We start from the raw sequence: 17,705 nt of genomic DNA, 5'->3' as shown, positions 1-17,705 counted from the left end.
GAGTATGTTTAAGCAATACCTGCAAGTAACAAAACCAGGCATCATCTTTGGCAACCTGATCTCGGTGATCGGAGGGTTCCTGCTGGCTTCTAAAGGCAGCATCGATTACGCCCTCTTTATCTCCACGCTGATTGGGGTGTCACTGGTGGTTGCGTCCGGTTGTGTATTTAACAACTACATCGACATGGATATCGACAGGAAGATGGAAAGGACGAAAAATCGGGTGCTGGTAAAAGGCCTGATGTCTCCTGCCGTCTCGCTGGTGTACGCCACCTTGCTGGGTATTGCTGGCTTTATGCTGCTGTGGTTCGGTGCCAACCCTCTGGCCTGCTGGCTGGGGGTAATGGGTTTCGTGGTTTATGTGGGCGTCTACAGCCTGTATATGAAGCGTCACTCCGTCTACGGTACGTTGATTGGTTCTCTCTCCGGCGCTGCGCCGCCGGTGATTGGCTACTGCGCAGTCACCAACGAGTTCGACAGCGGTGCGCTCATCCTGCTGGCTATCTTTAGCCTGTGGCAGATGCCGCACTCCTACGCCATTGCGATTTTCCGCTTTAAGGATTATCAGGCAGCGAACATCCCGGTCCTGCCGGTGGTGAAAGGCATCTCTGTCGCCAAGAACCATATCACCCTCTACATCATCGCTTTTGCGGTGGCTACGCTGATGCTTTCACTGGGCGGTTACGCCGGATATAAATATCTGGTGGTGGCTGCAGCGGTCAGCGTCTGGTGGCTCGGCATGGCGCTGCGCGGTTATAAAGTTGAAGATGATAAAGTCTGGGCGCGTAAGCTGTTCGGCTTCTCGATCATCGCTATTACCGCGCTGAGCGTCATGATGTCTGTAGATTTTATGGTCCCGGACTCACATAGCCTGCTGACTTACGTCTGGTAAGCTTGCCTGACAGCGTCACTCAACAGCCCGCCACCGTAATGGTCGCGGGCTGTTTTTTTAATGTCATATCAAAAATTAATTATTTCAGCACGACAGATCACCTTAATATATTAATCAAGCTAAAAAAAGAACATATAACTCCTTTCGCTACATTTTGACTGTCGCATTGTTATTATCTGATGGTACTCTCTCGCCGTGAGTATTTAGCTCACCTTCTTTTTCATTTAATAAGGAAATAAAAGTGAAAGAATTATCACTGAATGAAATGCACTATGTCTCAGGTGGTTTTAATCTGTTCGGTGCTGCGACCGGCTTCACCCAGTTTGTCTGTAACTCCGGGGTCGGCTTTGGCTCTTTCGTTGGCACCGCAGGTGCCGCCTTTGCTGACTTCGTGGTAGACAGCGCTATCGCTTTTGGCTCATTCGTACTGGGAAATTCTAACTGGCAAACTTTTGTTGATACCGGTTCAAATAACTGGAACGGTTTTGTCTCAACAGCAGGAAATAGCTGGTCAACCTTCGTTAATAACGCGGCCAGCGACTGGAATAATTTCCTCGCAAAAGCCAACGCGTAAAATAGGTAACGCTGCAGAAACAGGTTATTCAACCTGTTTCTGGTTCATCATTAATTAACGTAAGTCGCCGAATCCAGCAAACACCCTATCCCCTCCCCTTTCGTTTACCCTGTTTTCTACTTAATAGCACAGATCATTCATGTAATTTATATTTGCTCACCATCGCTCTGTTTACCCGCACGCTCGCTCGCACTACACTGGACGCGCTTTTTAGACAGAGGTGGTAATGAACGATTATAAAATGACGCCAGGCGAGCTACGCGCGACCTGGGGGTTGGGGACAGTTTTTTCACTGCGCATGCTCGGCATGTTCATGGTCCTGCCGGTCCTGACGACATACGGTATGGCGTTACAGGGCGCAAGTGAGGCGCTGATTGGCCTTGCCATCGGCATTTATGGCCTGGCGCAGGCCATATTTCAGATCCCCTTTGGCCTGCTTTCCGATCGCGTCGGCCGTAAACCGTTAATCGTCGGCGGGCTGCTGGTGTTTGTCGCCGGTAGCGTGATTGCCGCCCTCTCCCACTCTATCTGGGGCATTATTCTCGGTCGCGCGTTGCAGGGCTCCGGTGCCATTGCCGCCGCCGTGATGGCGCTGCTTTCCGATCTGACCCGTGAACAGAACCGCACCAAAGCGATGGCCTTTATTGGCGTCAGCTTCGGCGTGACCTTCGCCATCGCCATGGTACTGGGTCCGATTATCACGCATGCACTTGGGTTACACGCCTTGTTCTGGATGATTGCCGTGCTGGCGACGCTGGGTATCGCCCTGACGATATGGGTAGTGCCGGACAGCAAAAATCATGTGCTGAACCGCGAGTCTGGAATGGTGAAAGGCTGCTTCAGCAAAGTACTGGTTGAGCCGCGCCTGCTGAAGCTCAACTTTGGCATTATGTGCCTGCACATTTTGTTGATGTCTACCTTCGTCGCCCTGCCCGGCCAGCTTGCCGCAGCGGGTTTTCCTGCGGCCGAGCACTGGAAAATCTACCTGGTGACCATGCTCATCTCGTTTGTCTCCGTGGTGCCATTTATTATTTATGCCGAAGTGAAGCGCCGGATGAAGCGCGTCTTCATCACCTGCGTCGCTCTGTTGTTGATTGCGGAAATTGTGTTGTGGGGCTCAGGCCCGCACTTCTGGGAGCTGGTTGCCGGGGTGCAGCTGTTCTTCCTTGCGTTCAACCTGATGGAAGCCCTGCTGCCGTCCTTGATCAGTAAAGAGTCGCCGGCAGGCTATAAAGGCACGGCAATGGGGATCTACTCCACCAGCCAGTTTATCGGCGTGGCAATCGGCGGGTCATTGGGCGGCTGGGTTGATGGCCTGTTTGATTCGCAAACCGTTTTCCTCGCGGGTGCGCTGCTGGCAACCCTCTGGCTACTGGTCGCCAGCACCATGAAAGAACCGAAGTATGTCAGTAGCCTGCGGGTGGAAATTCCGTCTGATGTGAATATCAGCGATGCCTTAAAACAGCGCCTTGAAGCCAAAGAGGGAGTCAGTGAGGTATTACTGGTACCTGAGGAGCGCAGTTTGTATGTCAAAATCGACAGTAAAGTGACAAACCGCTTTGAAGTTGAACAGGCCCTGAAAGCCTGAAAAAATGCCCGGCTTAGCCGGGCATTTTCTTAATCGCGGAAGTTCTTGAACTGGAACGGCTGGCCGAGATCGCCGCCGCGTACCAGCGCCATCACGCTCTGCAGATCGTCGCGGGATTTCCCGGTTACACGAATCTCTTCGCCCTGAATCTGCGCCTGTACCTTCAGCTTGCTATCTTTGATGAGCTTAACGATCTTCTTCTGAACCGCGCTCTCAATGCCCTGCTTCAGTTTGGCCTCAACAAACCAGGTTTTACCGCTGTGAACAAAATCTTCTGGCACATCCAGGGATGTCCCCTCGATGCCGCGCTTCAGCAGTTTTGCGCGCAGAATATCGAGCAGCTGATTCACCTGAAAGTCAGACTCGCTCAACACCTTAATTGTCTTATTCGCGTCATTCAGCTCAAATGAAGCCTCAACGCCACGAAAATCGAAGCGAGACTCAACCTCGCGGCTGGCGTTGTCTACGCCGTTACGTACTTCCTGGATATCAACTTCGGAAACAATATCGAAAGATGGCATCTTTTCTTCTCCCTTCACTTTTGTTGCGTTGCATAATACCCGCTACGGGGCATAACTCAACAGAAGCTTAGTTGTCGACGCTATACTAAATGTTGAAACACCTGGTGCAGTTGCAGGTGAGGAGGAACGATGAAAATTACCGTGCTCGGATGCGGAGCATTGGGACAACTTTGGCTCACCGCACTTTGCAAACATGGGCATGAAGTACAGGGCTGGCTGCGCGTGCCACAGCCCTATTGCAGTGTAAACGTAATTGAAGAAGACGGAAGTATCTTTAACGAATCGCTGATCGCTAACGACCCTGACTTTCTGGCGCAAAGCGATCTGCTACTGGTCACCCTGAAAGCCTGGCAGGTTTCCGATGCCGTCCGGGCGCTGGCAACCCCCCTCCCCCGCGCCTCCCCAATCATGTTGCTACACAACGGCATGGGCACCATTGAAGAGCTCAGACACGTCCACCAGCCACTGCTGATGGCAATCACCACCCATGCCGCCCGCCGGGATGGCAATGTAATTGTTCATGTCGCCAGCGGCATGACCCATATCGGCCCAGCACGTGACCAGGAGGGTGACTACAGCTATCTGGCGGATCGCTTTCAGCAGGTGCTGCCGGATGTCGCCTGGCACGATAACATTCGTCCACAGATGTGGCACAAGCTGGCGGTAAACTGCGTGATCAATCCGCTGACTGCCCTGCTGGATTGCCCGAACGGCGAGCTTAAACATCACCCTGAGGAGGTGGCAACCCTGTGCGCTGAGGTGGCTGCCGTGGTGGAGCGGGAAGGCATTCACACCTCAGTGGATGATATTCGCTATTACGTCGAAGAGGTCATTGAGAGTACGGCGCAGAATATCTCCTCGATGCTGCAGGATATCCGCGCTCTGCGCCATACTGAAATTGACTATATTACCGGTTACCTGCTAAAACGCGCCCGGGCACACGGTATCAGCGTGCCAGAAAATGTCCGGCTGTATGAACAGGTTAAACGTAAGGAGAGTGAGTATGAGCGCGTCGGCACTGGTATGCCTCGCCCCTGGTAGCGAAGAGACCGAAGCGGTCACCACCATCGATCTGCTGGTTCGCGCCGGGATTAGCGTCACAACGGCAAGTGTCGCCAGCGATGGCAACCTGGTCATCACCTGCTCCCGTGGGGTGAAAATCGTGGCAGATGCACCGCTGGTGGAAGTCGCCGACGGTGATTACGACGTTATCGTCCTGCCGGGTGGCCTGAAAGGCGCCGAGTGCTTCCGCGACAGCCCGCTGCTGGTCGAGACGGTCAGGCAGTTCCACCATTCCGGGCGGATCGTCGCGGCTATTTGCGCGGCGGCGGCCACGGTGCTGGTTCCGCACAATATCTTCCCGATCGGCAACATGACCGGTTTCCCGACGCTGAAGGATAAGATCCCCGAAGAGCAATGGGTGGATAAGCGTATGGTCTGGGATCCGCGCGTCAACCTGCTCACCAGCCAGGGGCCAGGAACCTCGATTGATTTTGCGTTGAAGATTATTGAGCTGCTGGTTGGGCGCGAAAAAGCGTATGAAGTGGCCTCATCGCTGGTGATGGCGGCGGGAATTTATAATTATTACGAAGCGTAGAAATTGCCCGGCGGCGCTACGCTTGCCGGGCCTACAAAGCACGACCAGGCCGGGTAAGGCGTAGCCGCCACCCGGCACAACCACTACGGGCGATACACCTTCACATTGGTAAAGCCCTGCTCGCGCAGATAGAGCGCCTGCAGACGGCTCATCACCCCGCGCTCGCACCACAGCAGATAGGTTTTGCTCTTATCGAGATCGCCAAATTTGGTGCTCAGCTTGTAGAACGGCAGTGAGGCCACTTCTACTCCCTCCGGCTCAAACGGCTTCGCATCCTGCTCATCAACGGAGCGGATATCCAGCAGTATGTCATCCGGGCCGAAACCGTTAACGGTCTCCACTTCGACGACGTCCTGCTCGGTCTGCTGGGCGATTTCGCGGATATCGATGTTAGAGGCTTCCTCCACCACTTTATCAAGAATGGAGAAGTCGAAGTTCTCCTCTTCCGCTTCGATCTTCGCCTTCACCGCTTTGACCGTCGGGCTCTTTGAGATCACGCCGCAGTATTCTGGCATGGTGCGGGCAAAGTCTTCGGTGCCGATCTCACGCGCCAGATCGATGATGTGCTCTTTGTCGTGAGAGATCAGCGGACGCAGGATCAGCGTGTCGGAGACATTGTCGATAAGACGCAGGTTGGTCAGAGTCTGGCTGGAGACCTGGCCCAGCGCTTCGCCGGTCACCAGCGCCTGTACGCCATAGCGTTCAGCGACTTTTGAGGCCGCACGCACCATCATACGCTTCAGCACCACGCCCATCTGGCCGTCGTCCACTTTTTCGAGGATTTCACCCACCACAGGTTCAAAGTTAATGGCAACAAAACGGACGCGGTGGGAGCTGCCGAAGCGGTTCCAGAGATAGTGCGCAACCTGACGCACGCCAATTTCATGGGCAGCGCCGCCAAGGTTAAAGAAGCAGTAGTGTACGCGGCAGCCGCGACGCATCAGCATATAGCTGGAGACACCGGAGTCGAAACCGCCGGAGATCATCGACAGCACATCTTCCTGAGTACCAATAGGGAAACCGCCAATCCCTTCATAGCGGCCTTTAATCAGCAGCAGACGGTCGTTTTCGATTTCCAGATGCACGGTCACTTCCGGGTTGGTCAGACGCACGCGCGCAGATTCAACGTGCTGATTCAGACCGCCGCCCACGTAACGTTCTACTTCAATCGAGCTAAACTCATGTTTACCGCGACGCTTGGCGCGCACGCAGAAAGTTTTGCCTTCGATCTGATCGCGATACTGCGCCAGCGCTTTTTCGAAGATGTCGTGCAGGGAAGTGAACGGAACATCTTCCACTTCCAGAATATGGTGGATCCCCGGGATGCGGGTTAAGGCATCACGAATGTCCAGGCGCTTGTTTTCATCTTTAGCGCGGACTTCAACATGATCCCAGTGACGCACAACGGCCAGCGTCTCGTCGTAGTGCTTCAGAACGTTACGAATGTTCCCGGTTAAAATTTTAATAAAGCGCAAACGCACAGATTGGCTTTTGATGGTGATTTCCGGGAACAATTTAATGATAAACTTCATGGCGGCAATGTTTCTTTGGCAAGCATTTAAGCTTGTAATGGAAAAGTACAGCAGCCCCTTTAACCGAAGGCTGCTTCCAGGCGCGCAAGTATACCACCATCAGGCGCCTCCTGTGCACATTGCGCGTTATTTGATAATTACCCTGAGTCCGATACCATATCAGGGATAAAAAACTGAGAGTCAGACATTCACTATGCCGAAGAAAAACGATGCACCTGCCAGTTTCGAAACTGCGCTGAGTGAACTGGAGCAAATCGTTACCCGTCTGGAAAGCGGCGACCTGCCGTTAGAAGAGGCGCTTAATGAATTCGAACGCGGTGTGCAGCTGGCGCGCCAGGGCCAGGTAAAGCTGCAACAGGCGGAACAGCGCGTGCAGATCCTGCTCTCCGATAACGAAGACGCAGCCACCACCCCCTTCACCCCGGATGCCGAGTAGATGGATTTTTCGAACCAGCTTCAGGCGTGTGTCGAGCGTGCTAACGACGCACTGCGCCGTTTTATAGAACCGCAGCCTTTTCAGAACACTCCACTGGTTGAGGCCATGCATTATGGCGCACTGTTAGGCGGTAAGCGCCTGCGTCCTTTTCTGGTCTATGCCACTGGCAGAATGTTCGGTATCAGCCTGGATACGCTGGATGCCCCGGCCGCTGCGGTCGAATGTGTTCATGCCTATTCGCTGATCCATGACGATCTCCCGGCAATGGACGACGACGATCTGCGCCGCGGCCAACCGACCTGCCATATTAAGTTTGGCGAAGCTAATGCCATTCTGGCTGGCGATGCCCTGCAAACGCTGGCGTTTTCGATCCTGAGCGATGCACCGATGGTGGAAGTGGCGGATCGCGACCGGCTGGCGATGGTTTCTGAGCTGGCGAGGGCCAGCGGGGTTGCCGGTATGTGCGGCGGCCAGGCGCTGGATCTGGAGGCAGAAGGCCGTCAGGTTAATCTGGAACAGCTGGAGCGCATTCATCGTCACAAGACCGGGGCATTGATTCGCGCCGCCGTTCGTCTGGGGGCGCTGAGCGCGGGTGAGCGGGGACGCGAAGCCCTGCCGATTCTGGATCGCTATGCAGAGAGTATCGGTTTAGCGTTCCAGGTTCAGGATGACATTCTGGATGTCGTGGGCGATACTGCAACATTGGGTAAACGTCAGGGTGCCGATCAGCAGCTTGGCAAAAGTACCTATCCCGCCCTTCTGGGCCTTGAGCAAGCCCGACAAAAAGCCCGGGACCTGATTGATGACGCCCGCCAGTCGCTGAATCAACTGGCTGCGCAGTCACTGGACACCTCGGCACTGGAAGCGCTAGCGGACTATATAATCCAGCGTGATAAATAACGAAAACACCACGATGAGTCTCTGATGAGTTTTGATATTGCCAAATACCCGACACTGGCGTTGGTTGACTCCACCCAGGAGTTACGTCTGTTGCCGAAAGAGAGCCTGCCGAAGCTGTGCGACGAGCTGCGTCGCTATCTGCTCGACAGCGTAAGCCGCTCCAGCGGCCATTTCGCCTCCGGGCTTGGCACGGTGGAACTCACCGTGGCGCTGCATTATGTCTACAACACCCCGTTCGATCAGCTGATCTGGGATGTAGGCCATCAGGCTTATCCGCACAAAATTCTTACCGGCCGCCGCGATAAAATTGACACCATTCGCCAGAAAGGCGGCCTGCATCCGTTCCCGTGGCGGGGCGAAAGCGAGTACGACGTGTTGAGCGTCGGCCACTCCTCCACCTCGATTTCTGCCGGGATCGGGGTAGCGGTCGCGGCGGCTAAAGAGAACAAACAGCGCCGCACCGTCTGCGTCATTGGCGATGGCGCGATCACCGCCGGGATGGCCTTTGAAGCGATGAATCACGCGGGTGATATCAAGCCAGACATGCTGGTTGTCCTCAACGACAACGAGATGTCGATTTCTGAAAATGTCGGGGCGCTGAACAATCACCTGGCGAATCTACTCTCCGGCAAGCTCTACTCCACCCTGCGTGAAGGCGGCAAAAAAGTGCTCTCCGGCGTGCCGCCCATTAAAGAGCTGCTGCGTCGCACCGAAGAGCACATCAAAGGGATGGTGGTTCCCGGCACGCTGTTTGAAGAGCTGGGCTTTAACTACATCGGCCCGGTGGATGGTCACGACGTTCTGGGCCTGGTCAGCACCCTGAAAAATATGCGTGACCTGAAAGGCCCGCAATTCCTGCATATCATGACCAAAAAAGGTCGTGGCTATGAACCGGCGGAAAAAGATCCCATCACCTTCCACGCGGTACCTAAATTCGATCCGACCAGCGGCTGCCTGCCAAAAAGCAGCGGCGGCATGCCGAGCTACTCAAAAATCTTCGGTGACTGGCTGTGTGAAACCGCCGCCAAAGACGGCAAGCTGATGGCCGTGACCCCGGCGATGCGCGAAGGCTCCGGGATGGTCGAGTTCTCCCGCAAATACCCGACCCAGTATTTTGATGTCGCCATCGCTGAGCAGCATGCGGTGACCTTTGCCGCGGGCCTGGCGATTGGCGGCTACAAACCGGTGGTGGCGATCTACTCTACCTTCCTGCAGCGCGCCTACGATCAGGTGATCCACGACGTCGCGATCCAGAAACTGCCGGTGCTGTTTGCCATTGACCGCGCGGGTATTGTCGGTGCCGACGGCCAGACGCACCAGGGGGCGTTCGATCTCTCCTATCTGCGTTGTATCCCGGATATGGTGGTGATGACCCCGAGCGACGAGAACGAATGTCGTCAGATGCTGTTCACCGGCTATCACTATCAGGATGGCCCAACGGCCGTGCGTTATCCGCGCGGTAACGCGGTTGGCGTTACCCTTGAGCCGCTGGCAAAACTGCCGATTGGTAAAGGCGTGGTTAAGCGTCGCGGTGAAAAGCTGGCGATCCTCAATTTCGGTACGCTGATGCCGGAAGCGGCAAAAGTGGCGGAATCTCTTAACGCGACGCTGGTGGATATGCGCTTTGTGAAGCCGCTCGATGAGGCGCTGATCCTGGAGATGGCATCTGAGCACGAAGCGCTGATCACGCTCGAAGAGAATGCGATTATGGGCGGCGCGGGCAGCGGCGTGAACGAAGTGCTGATGGCGAAGCGTAAAGTTGTGCCTGTTCTGAACCTCGGCCTGCCGGATCACTTTATTCCGCAGGGTACCCAGGACGAAGCGCGCGCCGACATCGGCCTGGATGCCGCAGGTATCGAAGCGCGCATCGCCGCCTGGCTGGCGTAATCCCTCCCCTTTCCGCTCCTGCTATGCTTAACGGTACGTTTTAAGCAAACAGCAGGAGTGGAACCATGCAATACAATACATTAGGAAAAACGGATCTTAAGGTTTCCCGTCTTTGCCTGGGCTGCATGACCTTTGGCGAACCGGACCGGGGTAAACACGCCTGGACGCTGCCGGAAGAGAGCAGCCGTCCGATCATCAAACACGCCCTCGAAGGCGGCATTAACTTCTTTGATACCGCCAACAGCTACTCCGACGGCAGCAGCGAAGAGATTGTTGGCCGGGCGCTGCGCGATTTTGCCCGCCGCGAGGAGGTAGTGGTCGCCACCAAGGTTTACCATCAGGTAGGCGATCTGCCGGAAGGCCTCTCCCGGGCGCAGATCCTGCGCTCCATTGATGACAGCCTGCGCCGCCTGAATATGGAGTATGTCGATCTCCTGCAGATCCACCGCTGGGATTACAACACCCCGATTGAAGAGACGCTGGAAGCGCTGAATGACGTGGTCAGAGCAGGTAAGGCGCGCTATATCGGCGCGTCGTCGATGCATGCCGCGCAGTTTGCCGACGCGCTGGCATTACAGGAACAGCACGGCTGGGCACCGTTCGTCACCATGCAGGATCACTACAATCTTATCTACCGCGAAGAGGAGCGGGAGATGCTGCCCCTCTGCTACCAGCATGGCGTGGCGGTGATCCCGTGGAGTCCGCTGGCGCGCGGGCGTTTAACCCGTCCGTGGGGCGAAACCACTGCCCGCTCGGTGTCCGACGAGTTTGGCAAAACGCTGTATGACGAAACCGAGGCCAACAACGCGCAAATCGCCGAGCGCTTAACGGGCGTTGCCGAGGATCTTGGCGTGACGCGCGCTCAGGTGGCGCTGGCATGGGTGCTGAGCAAACGGGGCGTAGCCGCACCGATTATCGGTGCCTCGCGGGAAGAGCAGCTGGATGAGCTGATCAACGCCGTGGACATCACTCTGACGCCGGAGCAGATTGCCGAGCTGGAGACGCCGTACAAGGAGCATCCGGTGGTGGGGTTTAAATAGATGTGAACGCATTTGTAGGCCGGGTAAGCGCAGCGCCACCCGGCAATACAAGCCGCACAGAACTATGCGAAGTGGTCGTAACCTTTCCAGTCGAGCGTCACCGGCTCGCCGTTCTGCACAAATTGCAGCCCTTCGCTCTCCGGCATAATCTGGCCGATACAGGTAAACCCTGCCCCCAGATTGGCTAACGCCACATCCAGCGTGCCGCGGTTCAGCTCGGGTACGGTAAAGCACAGCTCGTAATCTTCCCCGCCGGAGAGCGCCCAACGCAGCGCCTGCTCTGGCTCCACATGCCTGCGCATCGCCTCAGAGAGCGGGAAGTGATCGAGGTCGATCCGCGCGCCCACGCCGCTGGCTTTCAGAATGTGGCCGAGATCGGAGATCAGGCCATCGGAGAGATCGATAGCTGAACTGGCGCGATCGCGCAGCGCCTGACCGTGCAGAATACGCGGCGTCGGGCGCAGATGGCGCTGCACGAAATAGGCCGCGTCATCGGCGTTTTCCACCATCAGGCGCTTCTGCAAAATCGCCAGCCCGGCCGCGCTGTCACCCGGCGTACCGGTGACATAAATCCAGTCGCCCGGCTTCGCGCCAGCGCGTTTCAGCGCGCGGCCTGCTGGTACGTAACCGTGGATCGCCAGAGTCATCGACAGCGGCCCGGCAGTCGTGTCGCCGCCGATCAGCTGCATATCGTAGTAGTTAAGCTGCTCAAACAGCGCATCGCTGAAGGCCTCGAGCCAGCTTTCATCGACCTCTGGCAGGGTCAGCGCCAGGGTTAACCACGCGGGATCGGCCCCCATTGCCGCCAGATCGCTCACGTTTACCGCCAGCGCTTTGTACGCCAGATCGGCAGGATCAATATCCGGCAGGAAATGGTTACCGCACACCAGGGTGTCGGTGCTGATCGCCAGCGTCTGTTTTTCGGGAATATTGAGAAGTGCACAGTCGTCGCCGATGCCGGTTTCCACATCGCGACGCGAGCTTCTGACTCGGTCAAAATAACGGGCAATCAGGGAAAATTCGCCGCATGCCATACGTTATGCCTCAGCAAAGAAAATAAAAAAACCGGAGCCCGCACCACCCAAAGGCAGTACGACACTCCGGCTTGCGGATCACTTTTTACGGGGACGGATCGCAGGTGCAGCTTTGTCCAGCACGCCATTCACAAATTTGTGGCTGTCTTCAGCACCGAAGGTTTTCGCCAGTTCGATCGCTTCGTTGATGGCCACTTTGTAAGGCACATCGTCACGTTTAGACAACTCAAACAGTGCGATACGCAGCACCGCTTTTTCAACCTGACCCAGCTCTTCGAGCAGACGGGAGAGGTACGGCTTCATCAGACCGTCGAGATACGCGCTATTAGTCGCCACTCCCGACAGCAGTTCACGGAAGTACACGACGTCAACGTCTTTGACGTCTTGTTCCGCCAGGAACTGGTATTCAACATCAGCGATGTCGTTCTGGGACAACTGCCAGGAGTAAAGTGCCTGAACGGCACATTCACGGGCGCGGCGACGAGCAGCAGGTTTCACGGAATTCCCCTTACAAAAAAATCAGGCCTTGATGGCTTTCAATACATTGATCATTTCAAGCGCGGTCAGTGCAGCTTCTGCACCTTTGTTACCGGCTTTGGTGCCAGCACGTTCGATGGCTTGTTCAATACTTTCAGTGGTGAGTACGCCGAACGCGACAGGAATTTCTGCATCCTGCGCCACGTGCGCCAGACCGTTGCTTGCGCCACCCGCAACATATTCAAAGTGCGCGGTACCGCCACGAATCACCGTACCCAGTGCGATTACCGCATCGTATTTGCCGGTTTTCGCCAGTGCGCCCGCTGCCAGTGGCAGTTCGTAAGCACCCGGAACCCAGACAACGGTAATGTTTTCGTCTTTCACCTGGCCGATACGTTTCAGGGCGTCAATCGCGCCATCCAGCAGGCTGTCATTGATGAAGTTGTTGAAACGCGCAATGGTGATGGCGACGCGAGCGTCCGGGGTAGCAACGGCTGCTTCAATAATGTTCATACTCTTCCTTAACGGGTTCATTTGGTGGCCCCGCAGGGGGGCGGATTTTATCATAATATTTTGCGCACTGCTTCCCTATTTAGGCAAGCCTTACGCGGTGGTCAGGTGAAGACAGACATCCGGCCCTACCGGACGTATTTCGCTGAAGCTAAATGCCGGTGCATCCGCCAGTTTTTCCAGCCCTGGCAAGGCGCACAGGCCGCGCGCGTCGTTGCCTAACAGTTTAGGCGCAAGATAGACGATCAGCTCATCCACCAGCCCCGCCTGCAACAGCGCCCCGGCGAGCGTCGGGCCAGCTTCGACCCAGATGCTGTTGATCTGCTGTTTGCCCAACAGCATCATCAGCACCACTAAATCGAGATGTCCTTTATGCTCCGGCACCAGAATGGTGCGCACGCCTTCCGGCCAGCTGCGGTCATCTTCCTGGGTGCGGGCAAACCAGGTCTCGCCTGGCTGCTGCACAATGCGGTGCTCAGGGGTAACAAGATTCTGCCGGTCGACCACAATCCGCAGCGGCTGGCGTAAATTCTCTTGCGGGTAGAGTGCCTGAGTATCCGCGTTTAACTCATCCCAGCGCACGGTCAGCGCAGGATCGTCGGCCAGCACGGTGGCATGCGTGGTGAGAATAGCATGGCTTTGCGCGCGCAGACGTTGCACATCGCGCCTTGCCTGTGGGGAGGTGATCCACTGGCTTTCACCGCTGGCCATTGCCGTGCGGCCATCCAGCGACGCGCCAAGTTTCAACTGCACGTAAGGGAAACCGGTCCGCATCCGCTTGAGAAAACCTTTATTCAGGCGTTCGGCTTCACTCATCATCAGGCCGTGACTGACCTCAATCCCAGCCTCCTGAAGGCGGTACAGACCGCGCCCGGCTACCTGCGGATTAGGGTCCTGCATCGCCGCCACAACCCGTGAAACGCCAGCGGTAATCAGGGCATCGCAGCAGGGCGGGGTTCGGCCATGATGGCTACAAGGCTCCAGCGTGACGTAGGCGGTTGCGCCCCGCGCCTTCTCGCCGGCCATGCGCAGGGCATGCACTTCGGCATGGGGCTCCCCGGCACGGTAGTGAAAACCCTCCCCGACGATCTCGCCATCCTTCACAATGACGCAGCCGACATTTGGATTGGGATGGGTGGTAAAACGCCCGCGTTGCGCCAGCTTGAGCGCTCGCGCCATGTAAATCTCATCCAGCATGGGCTTAATCCTGTAGGCGGGCGATCTCTTCGCCGAACTCTTTGATATCTTCGAAACTGCGATACACGGAAGCAAAGCGGATATAGGCAACTTTATCGAGCTTTTTGAGCTGCTCCATCACCAGGTTACCGATCATTTTACTTGGCACTTCGCGTTCGCCGGTGGCGCGCAGCTGGGTTTTGATGTGATTAAGCGCCATTTCAACGTCGTCTGCGCTCACTGGCCGTTTTTCCAGTGCCTTGAGCATCCCGCTGCGCAGTTTTTCTTCGTTGAACGGTTCGCGGATGTCGTTACTTTTCACCACACGCGGCATCACCAGCTCAGCCACTTCAAAAGTCGTGAAACGTTCGTTACACACCAGGCACTGCCGACGGCGGCGTACGGACGAGCCCTCTCCCACGAGTCGGGAGTCGATTACTTTGGTATCCACGGCGAGACAGAATGGGCAATGCATACGGTGTCCTGACTATCGGGTTAACTGAACTCTATTTTACCCCGAACTGGCTCCACAACAAAGAAGGAGCGTTTTTGAGATAAAGGATCTATACGAACGCCTGCATCGTTGACTACCCTTAGCAGAATCCGATATTTCAGGGAAATAAGTGCCATGACAAGACGTTACCTGAGGATCCTGCTGGTGGGAAGCCTCTTTAGCCTTAGCGCCTGCGCGCAGCAAAGCGAAGTTCGTCAGATGAACCAGAGCATCAGTTCGCTGAACACAACCATGAACAAGCTGAACCAGGAAACCGTCAAAATCACCCAGCAGAATGCGCTGAACGCCAAATCGACCAGCGGCGTCTATCTGCTGCCAGGGTCAAACACCCCTGCCCGGCTGAACAGCCAGATCGGCACGCTGCGTATGTCGCTGATGAATGTTGCGCCTAATGCCGATGGCACCCGGGCCACGCTGCGCATCCAGGGCGAATCCAACGATCCGCTGCCGGCATTTAGCGCCACCGTAGAGTGGGGCCAGATTCAGGGCACGACCGACAGCTTCCAGGAGCTGAACGTTCAGACCCAGCTCATTAATGCTCCGGCCAGTGTGCTGGCACCCAGCGATGTTGACATCCCGCTGCAGCTAAACGGCATGACGCCCGATCAGCTCGGCTTTATCCGCATCCACGATATTCAGCCCGTCGCGCAATAATCCCCCTGCGGAACGTGTTCACGTTCCGCTCCCTTCTTTGGTTACAAACATTGGCAACAGAAATGTTTGCTATTACAATCCGCTCCGTTAAAAATACGCAAACGTGAACGCAATCGATTACGTATGTGAGAGATCTGTGAAACAACACATATTTTTGTGAGCAAGGATTCCTATAATAGGCCCCCAGAAACACGAAATATTTAGAAACGCAATTCGCGCCTTTTTCACGCCCGCAAGGGATTTCAAATCAGTGGCATTATTATGAAAAAAACATTACTCGCAGCCGGTGCACTCCTGGCGCTCTCTTCTACGTTCTCTGTGCAGGCAGCGGAAAACGATAAACCAGAGTACGTCTCCGACTGGTGGCACCAGAGCGTTAACGTCGTCGGCAGCTATCACACCCGTTTTGGACCGCAGATCCGCAACGATACTTACCTGGAATACGAAGCGTTTGCCAAGAAAGAGTGGTTTGATTTCTATGGTTACATGGATGCGCCGGTATTCTTCGGTGGTAACACGGATGCAAAAGGTATCTGGAACCACGGTTCCCCACTGTTCATGGAGATCGAACCGCGCTTCTCCATCGACAAGCTGACCGGCACCAGCCTGGCGTTTGGTCCGTTCAAAGAGTGGTACTTCGCGAACAACTACATCTACGACATGGGTCGCAACAAGTCTGGCCGTCAGAGCACCTGGTACATGGGTCTGGGTACTGACATCGACACCGGTCTGCCGATGAGCCTCTCCATGAACGTCTATGCCAAATATCAGTGGCAGAACTACGGCGCAGCGAACGAAAACGAGTGGGATGGCTACCGTTTCAAAGTGAAATACTTCGTGCCAATCACCCAGCTGTGGGGCGGTAACCTGAGCTATATCGGCTTCACCAACTTTGACTGGGGTTCTGATCTGGGCGACAACGATTTCCGTGACCTGAACGGGAAGAAGGCGCGCACCAACGACTCTATCGCCTCCAGCCACATCCTGGCGCTGAACTACGATCACTGGCACTACTCTGTTGTTGCCCGTTACTGGCACAACGGTGGTCAGTGGAACGACGACGCAAGCCTGAACTTCGGCGACGGTGACTTCAGCGTTCGTTCTACCGGCTGGGGTGGTTACCTGGTTGTGGGTTACAATTTCTAAGATGATTTGTGCCGGGTGGCGCTTCGCTTACCCGGCCTACAAAACATGTTAACGGCACAAACCGTAGGCCGGGTAAGGCGCAGCCGCCACCCGGCAAAAAAGCCTGCTTAAAAGCTGGCTTTTTTATTGCTTCACCTTCCGTAAAAAATCGGCCAGCGACCTGTTCGCGCTTTCGCTAAAGCGTCTCTCCGTCATGGTGATATTCAGACACCTGTCGAGCCGGAAGCAACGATAGTCATCACGTCGCTCGCACCACGCCGCCAGCAACCAGTGCTCTCCCCAGAAGAACAACCCCAGCGGCTGCACTTCGCGAGAAGAGAGCTGCCCGGCTTCATCACGATAATGCAGCGCCAGCACCCGCTGGCTGGATATCGCCTGATGAATAAGATCAAACCCGCTGCGGGAGTGGTGCTGCATGGCAATATCCGGGGCGTAGATCCGCGTCTGCTCTGCCTTGCGACGGCTCTCTTCCGGCAGGATCGCCAGCACTTTCTCCTGGGCCGACTCCAGTTCGCGCGACAGCGACTCCCCGCCCCAGGTTTTGAGCAGGCGGATCGCCACCATCAGCGCCTCCGACTCCTTGTTGGTGAGCATCAGCGGTGGCAGGTCAAAACCCGACATCAGCCGGTAACCGCTCCCCGCTTCGCCTTCCACCGGCACGCCGGAAAGCGACAGATCGCGGATATCGCGGTAGACCGTGCGTTCAGAGACGCCCACTCTTTCCGCCAGATGCGCTGCCGTTGTCAGACGTCTTCCCCGCAGGATCTGCACAATCTGAAACAAACGGTCAGCGCGTCGGGTCATTTTTTCTTAGGCTCTCAGGCAGGTTGATGAAGGCCGACGCGATTACCTTCGCTGTCGGTAAATAAAGCGATAGTACCAATACCGCGCGGCAACGTCAGCGGGCCAAATACGCACTCGCCACCGGCAGAGGCAACGCGGTCAAGCGTGGCCGTCAGATTGTCAGTATGCAGATAGATAATGGCTCCCTGCACCGAGGGAATAATCCCCTCAAATTTTGCCAGCGCGCCGCCAGTAGCCGGGTCCTCATGCGGAAATACCGCCAGCTCGGCGCAGTCCATTTTCTCGCGCCTCAGTGAAACCTGCATTACCGGCTCATAAAATTTGATGGCGCGATCCATATCTGCGACCGGAATTTCAAACCAGTTAATCACACTTTTCATACATCCTCCTGACTCTTGTTTGGGTTCAGAAGGAGTCTACGAC

Annotated in this window: 20 protein-coding genes; 11 read left to right on the top strand and 9 right to left on the bottom strand. The window is 55.9% G+C overall.

The features are described 5' to 3' along the window. Positions 1 to 4 precede the first annotated feature (4 nt). The 3 genes from cyoE (at position 5) to B3X29_RS14080 (ending at position 3,054) form a co-directional block, all read left to right on the top strand. Positions 5 to 892 carry a heme o synthase gene (gene cyoE, locus B3X29_RS14090; RefSeq protein ID WP_103178474.1) on the top strand — a complete coding sequence of 296 codons (888 nt, stop codon included), beginning with the start codon at positions 5 to 7 and terminating at the stop codon, positions 890 to 892. A gap of 241 nt (positions 893 to 1,133) precedes the next feature. Next, positions 1,134 to 1,466 (top strand): hypothetical protein, encoded by a 333-nt coding sequence (locus B3X29_RS14085; protein WP_156653997.1) that lies wholly within the window; start codon positions 1,134 to 1,136, stop codon positions 1,464 to 1,466. 226 nt (positions 1,467 to 1,692) lie between these two features. Beyond that, entirely contained in the window at positions 1,693 to 3,054 is a 1,362-nt protein-coding gene (locus tag B3X29_RS14080) for an MFS transporter (protein WP_103178472.1), read from the top strand. Between the two features lie 29 nt (positions 3,055 to 3,083). Here B3X29_RS14080 and B3X29_RS14075 read toward each other — a convergent pair whose 3' ends face one another. Then, positions 3,084 to 3,575: a YajQ family cyclic di-GMP-binding protein gene (locus tag B3X29_RS14075; RefSeq protein WP_103178471.1), complete on the bottom strand. Its 492-nt coding sequence runs from the start codon at positions 3,573 to 3,575 to the stop codon at positions 3,084 to 3,086. Positions 3,576 to 3,704: 129 nt separating this feature from the next. On the opposite strand from B3X29_RS14075, the gene panE reads away from it, so the two are divergent. Further along, positions 3,705 to 4,616, top strand: a complete 912-nt coding sequence (gene panE / locus B3X29_RS14070; protein ID WP_103178470.1) for a 2-dehydropantoate 2-reductase — start codon at positions 3,705 to 3,707, stop codon at positions 4,614 to 4,616. Then, entirely contained in the window at positions 4,579 to 5,172 is a 594-nt protein-coding gene (gene yajL, locus B3X29_RS14065; RefSeq protein ID WP_103178469.1) for a protein deglycase YajL, read from the top strand. Before panE ends, yajL begins: the two co-directional genes overlap by 38 nt. 83 nt (positions 5,173 to 5,255) lie before the next feature. Here the strand turns inward: yajL and thiI are convergent, their stop codons facing one another. Further along, positions 5,256 to 6,704 (bottom strand): tRNA uracil 4-sulfurtransferase ThiI, encoded by a 1,449-nt coding sequence (thiI, locus tag B3X29_RS14060; protein WP_159339710.1) that lies wholly within the window; start codon positions 6,702 to 6,704, stop codon positions 5,256 to 5,258. 193 nt (positions 6,705 to 6,897) lie between these two features. On the opposite strand from thiI, the gene xseB reads away from it, so the two are divergent. The 4 genes from xseB (at position 6,898) to B3X29_RS14040 (ending at position 10,967) form a co-directional block, all read left to right on the top strand. Next, positions 6,898 to 7,140 (top strand): exodeoxyribonuclease VII small subunit, encoded by a 243-nt coding sequence (gene xseB / locus B3X29_RS14055; protein ID WP_032616819.1) that lies wholly within the window; start codon positions 6,898 to 6,900, stop codon positions 7,138 to 7,140. Beyond that, on the top strand, positions 7,141 to 8,040 hold the full coding sequence (gene ispA, locus B3X29_RS14050; RefSeq protein WP_103178467.1) for a (2E,6E)-farnesyl diphosphate synthase: 900 nt from the start codon (positions 7,141 to 7,143) through the stop codon (positions 8,038 to 8,040). It abuts the gene before it with no gap. 24 nt (positions 8,041 to 8,064) lie between these two features. Beyond that, positions 8,065 to 9,927 (top strand): 1-deoxy-D-xylulose-5-phosphate synthase, encoded by a 1,863-nt coding sequence (dxs, locus tag B3X29_RS14045; protein WP_156653994.1) that lies wholly within the window; start codon positions 8,065 to 8,067, stop codon positions 9,925 to 9,927. Positions 9,928 to 9,992: 65 nt separating this feature from the next. Continuing rightward, positions 9,993 to 10,967, top strand: coding sequence for an aldo/keto reductase (locus B3X29_RS14040; protein ID WP_156653993.1), 975 nt, complete (start codon positions 9,993 to 9,995; stop codon positions 10,965 to 10,967). 62 nt (positions 10,968 to 11,029) lie between these two features. Here the strand turns inward: B3X29_RS14040 and thiL are convergent, their stop codons facing one another. The 5 genes from thiL to nrdR all read right to left on the bottom strand — a co-directional run bounded on the left by thiL (position 11,030) and on the right by nrdR (position 14,639). Further along, a complete protein-coding gene (gene thiL, locus B3X29_RS14035) occupies positions 11,030 to 12,001 on the bottom strand; it encodes a thiamine-phosphate kinase (RefSeq protein ID WP_103178464.1) in 972 nt (323 codons plus the stop codon). A 78-nt stretch (positions 12,002 to 12,079) separates the two neighbouring features. Beyond that, positions 12,080 to 12,499, bottom strand: coding sequence for a transcription antitermination factor NusB (gene nusB, locus B3X29_RS14030; protein WP_032616814.1), 420 nt, complete (start codon positions 12,497 to 12,499; stop codon positions 12,080 to 12,082). 21 nt (positions 12,500 to 12,520) lie between these two features. Next, positions 12,521 to 12,991 carry a 6,7-dimethyl-8-ribityllumazine synthase gene (ribE, locus tag B3X29_RS14025; protein ID WP_039032362.1) on the bottom strand — a complete coding sequence of 157 codons (471 nt, stop codon included), beginning with the start codon at positions 12,989 to 12,991 and terminating at the stop codon, positions 12,521 to 12,523. Positions 12,992 to 13,081: 90 nt separating this feature from the next. Beyond that, positions 13,082 to 14,185 carry a bifunctional diaminohydroxyphosphoribosylaminopyrimidine deaminase/5-amino-6-(5-phosphoribosylamino)uracil reductase RibD gene (gene ribD, locus B3X29_RS14020; RefSeq protein ID WP_159339709.1) on the bottom strand — a complete coding sequence of 368 codons (1,104 nt, stop codon included), beginning with the start codon at positions 14,183 to 14,185 and terminating at the stop codon, positions 13,082 to 13,084. A 4-nt stretch (positions 14,186 to 14,189) separates the two neighbouring features. After that, a complete protein-coding gene (gene nrdR, locus B3X29_RS14015) occupies positions 14,190 to 14,639 on the bottom strand; it encodes a transcriptional regulator NrdR (RefSeq protein WP_103178462.1) in 450 nt (149 codons plus the stop codon). Between the two features lie 153 nt (positions 14,640 to 14,792). On the opposite strand from nrdR, the gene B3X29_RS14010 reads away from it, so the two are divergent. Then, positions 14,793 to 15,332 (top strand): DUF3251 domain-containing protein, encoded by a 540-nt coding sequence (locus tag B3X29_RS14010; RefSeq protein WP_103178461.1) that lies wholly within the window; start codon positions 14,793 to 14,795, stop codon positions 15,330 to 15,332. A gap of 261 nt (positions 15,333 to 15,593) precedes the next feature. Next, positions 15,594 to 16,478 (top strand): nucleoside-specific channel-forming protein Tsx, encoded by an 885-nt coding sequence (locus tag B3X29_RS14005; protein WP_103178460.1) that lies wholly within the window; start codon positions 15,594 to 15,596, stop codon positions 16,476 to 16,478. Positions 16,479 to 16,601: 123 nt separating this feature from the next. Here B3X29_RS14005 and B3X29_RS14000 read toward each other — a convergent pair whose 3' ends face one another. Continuing rightward, positions 16,602 to 17,282: a helix-turn-helix transcriptional regulator gene (locus B3X29_RS14000; RefSeq protein ID WP_156653990.1), complete on the bottom strand. Its 681-nt coding sequence runs from the start codon at positions 17,280 to 17,282 to the stop codon at positions 16,602 to 16,604. A gap of 14 nt (positions 17,283 to 17,296) precedes the next feature. Then, a complete protein-coding gene (locus tag B3X29_RS13995; RefSeq protein ID WP_156653989.1) occupies positions 17,297 to 17,662 on the bottom strand; it encodes a VOC family protein in 366 nt (121 codons plus the stop codon). Positions 17,663 to 17,705 lie beyond the last annotated feature (43 nt).

The sequence above is a fragment of the Leclercia sp. UBA5076 genome, from assembly GCF_002416465.1.
Lineage (GTDB): Bacteria > Pseudomonadota > Gammaproteobacteria > Enterobacterales > Enterobacteriaceae > Enterobacter.
This window is presented reverse-complemented; position numbering and strand designations above follow the sequence as displayed.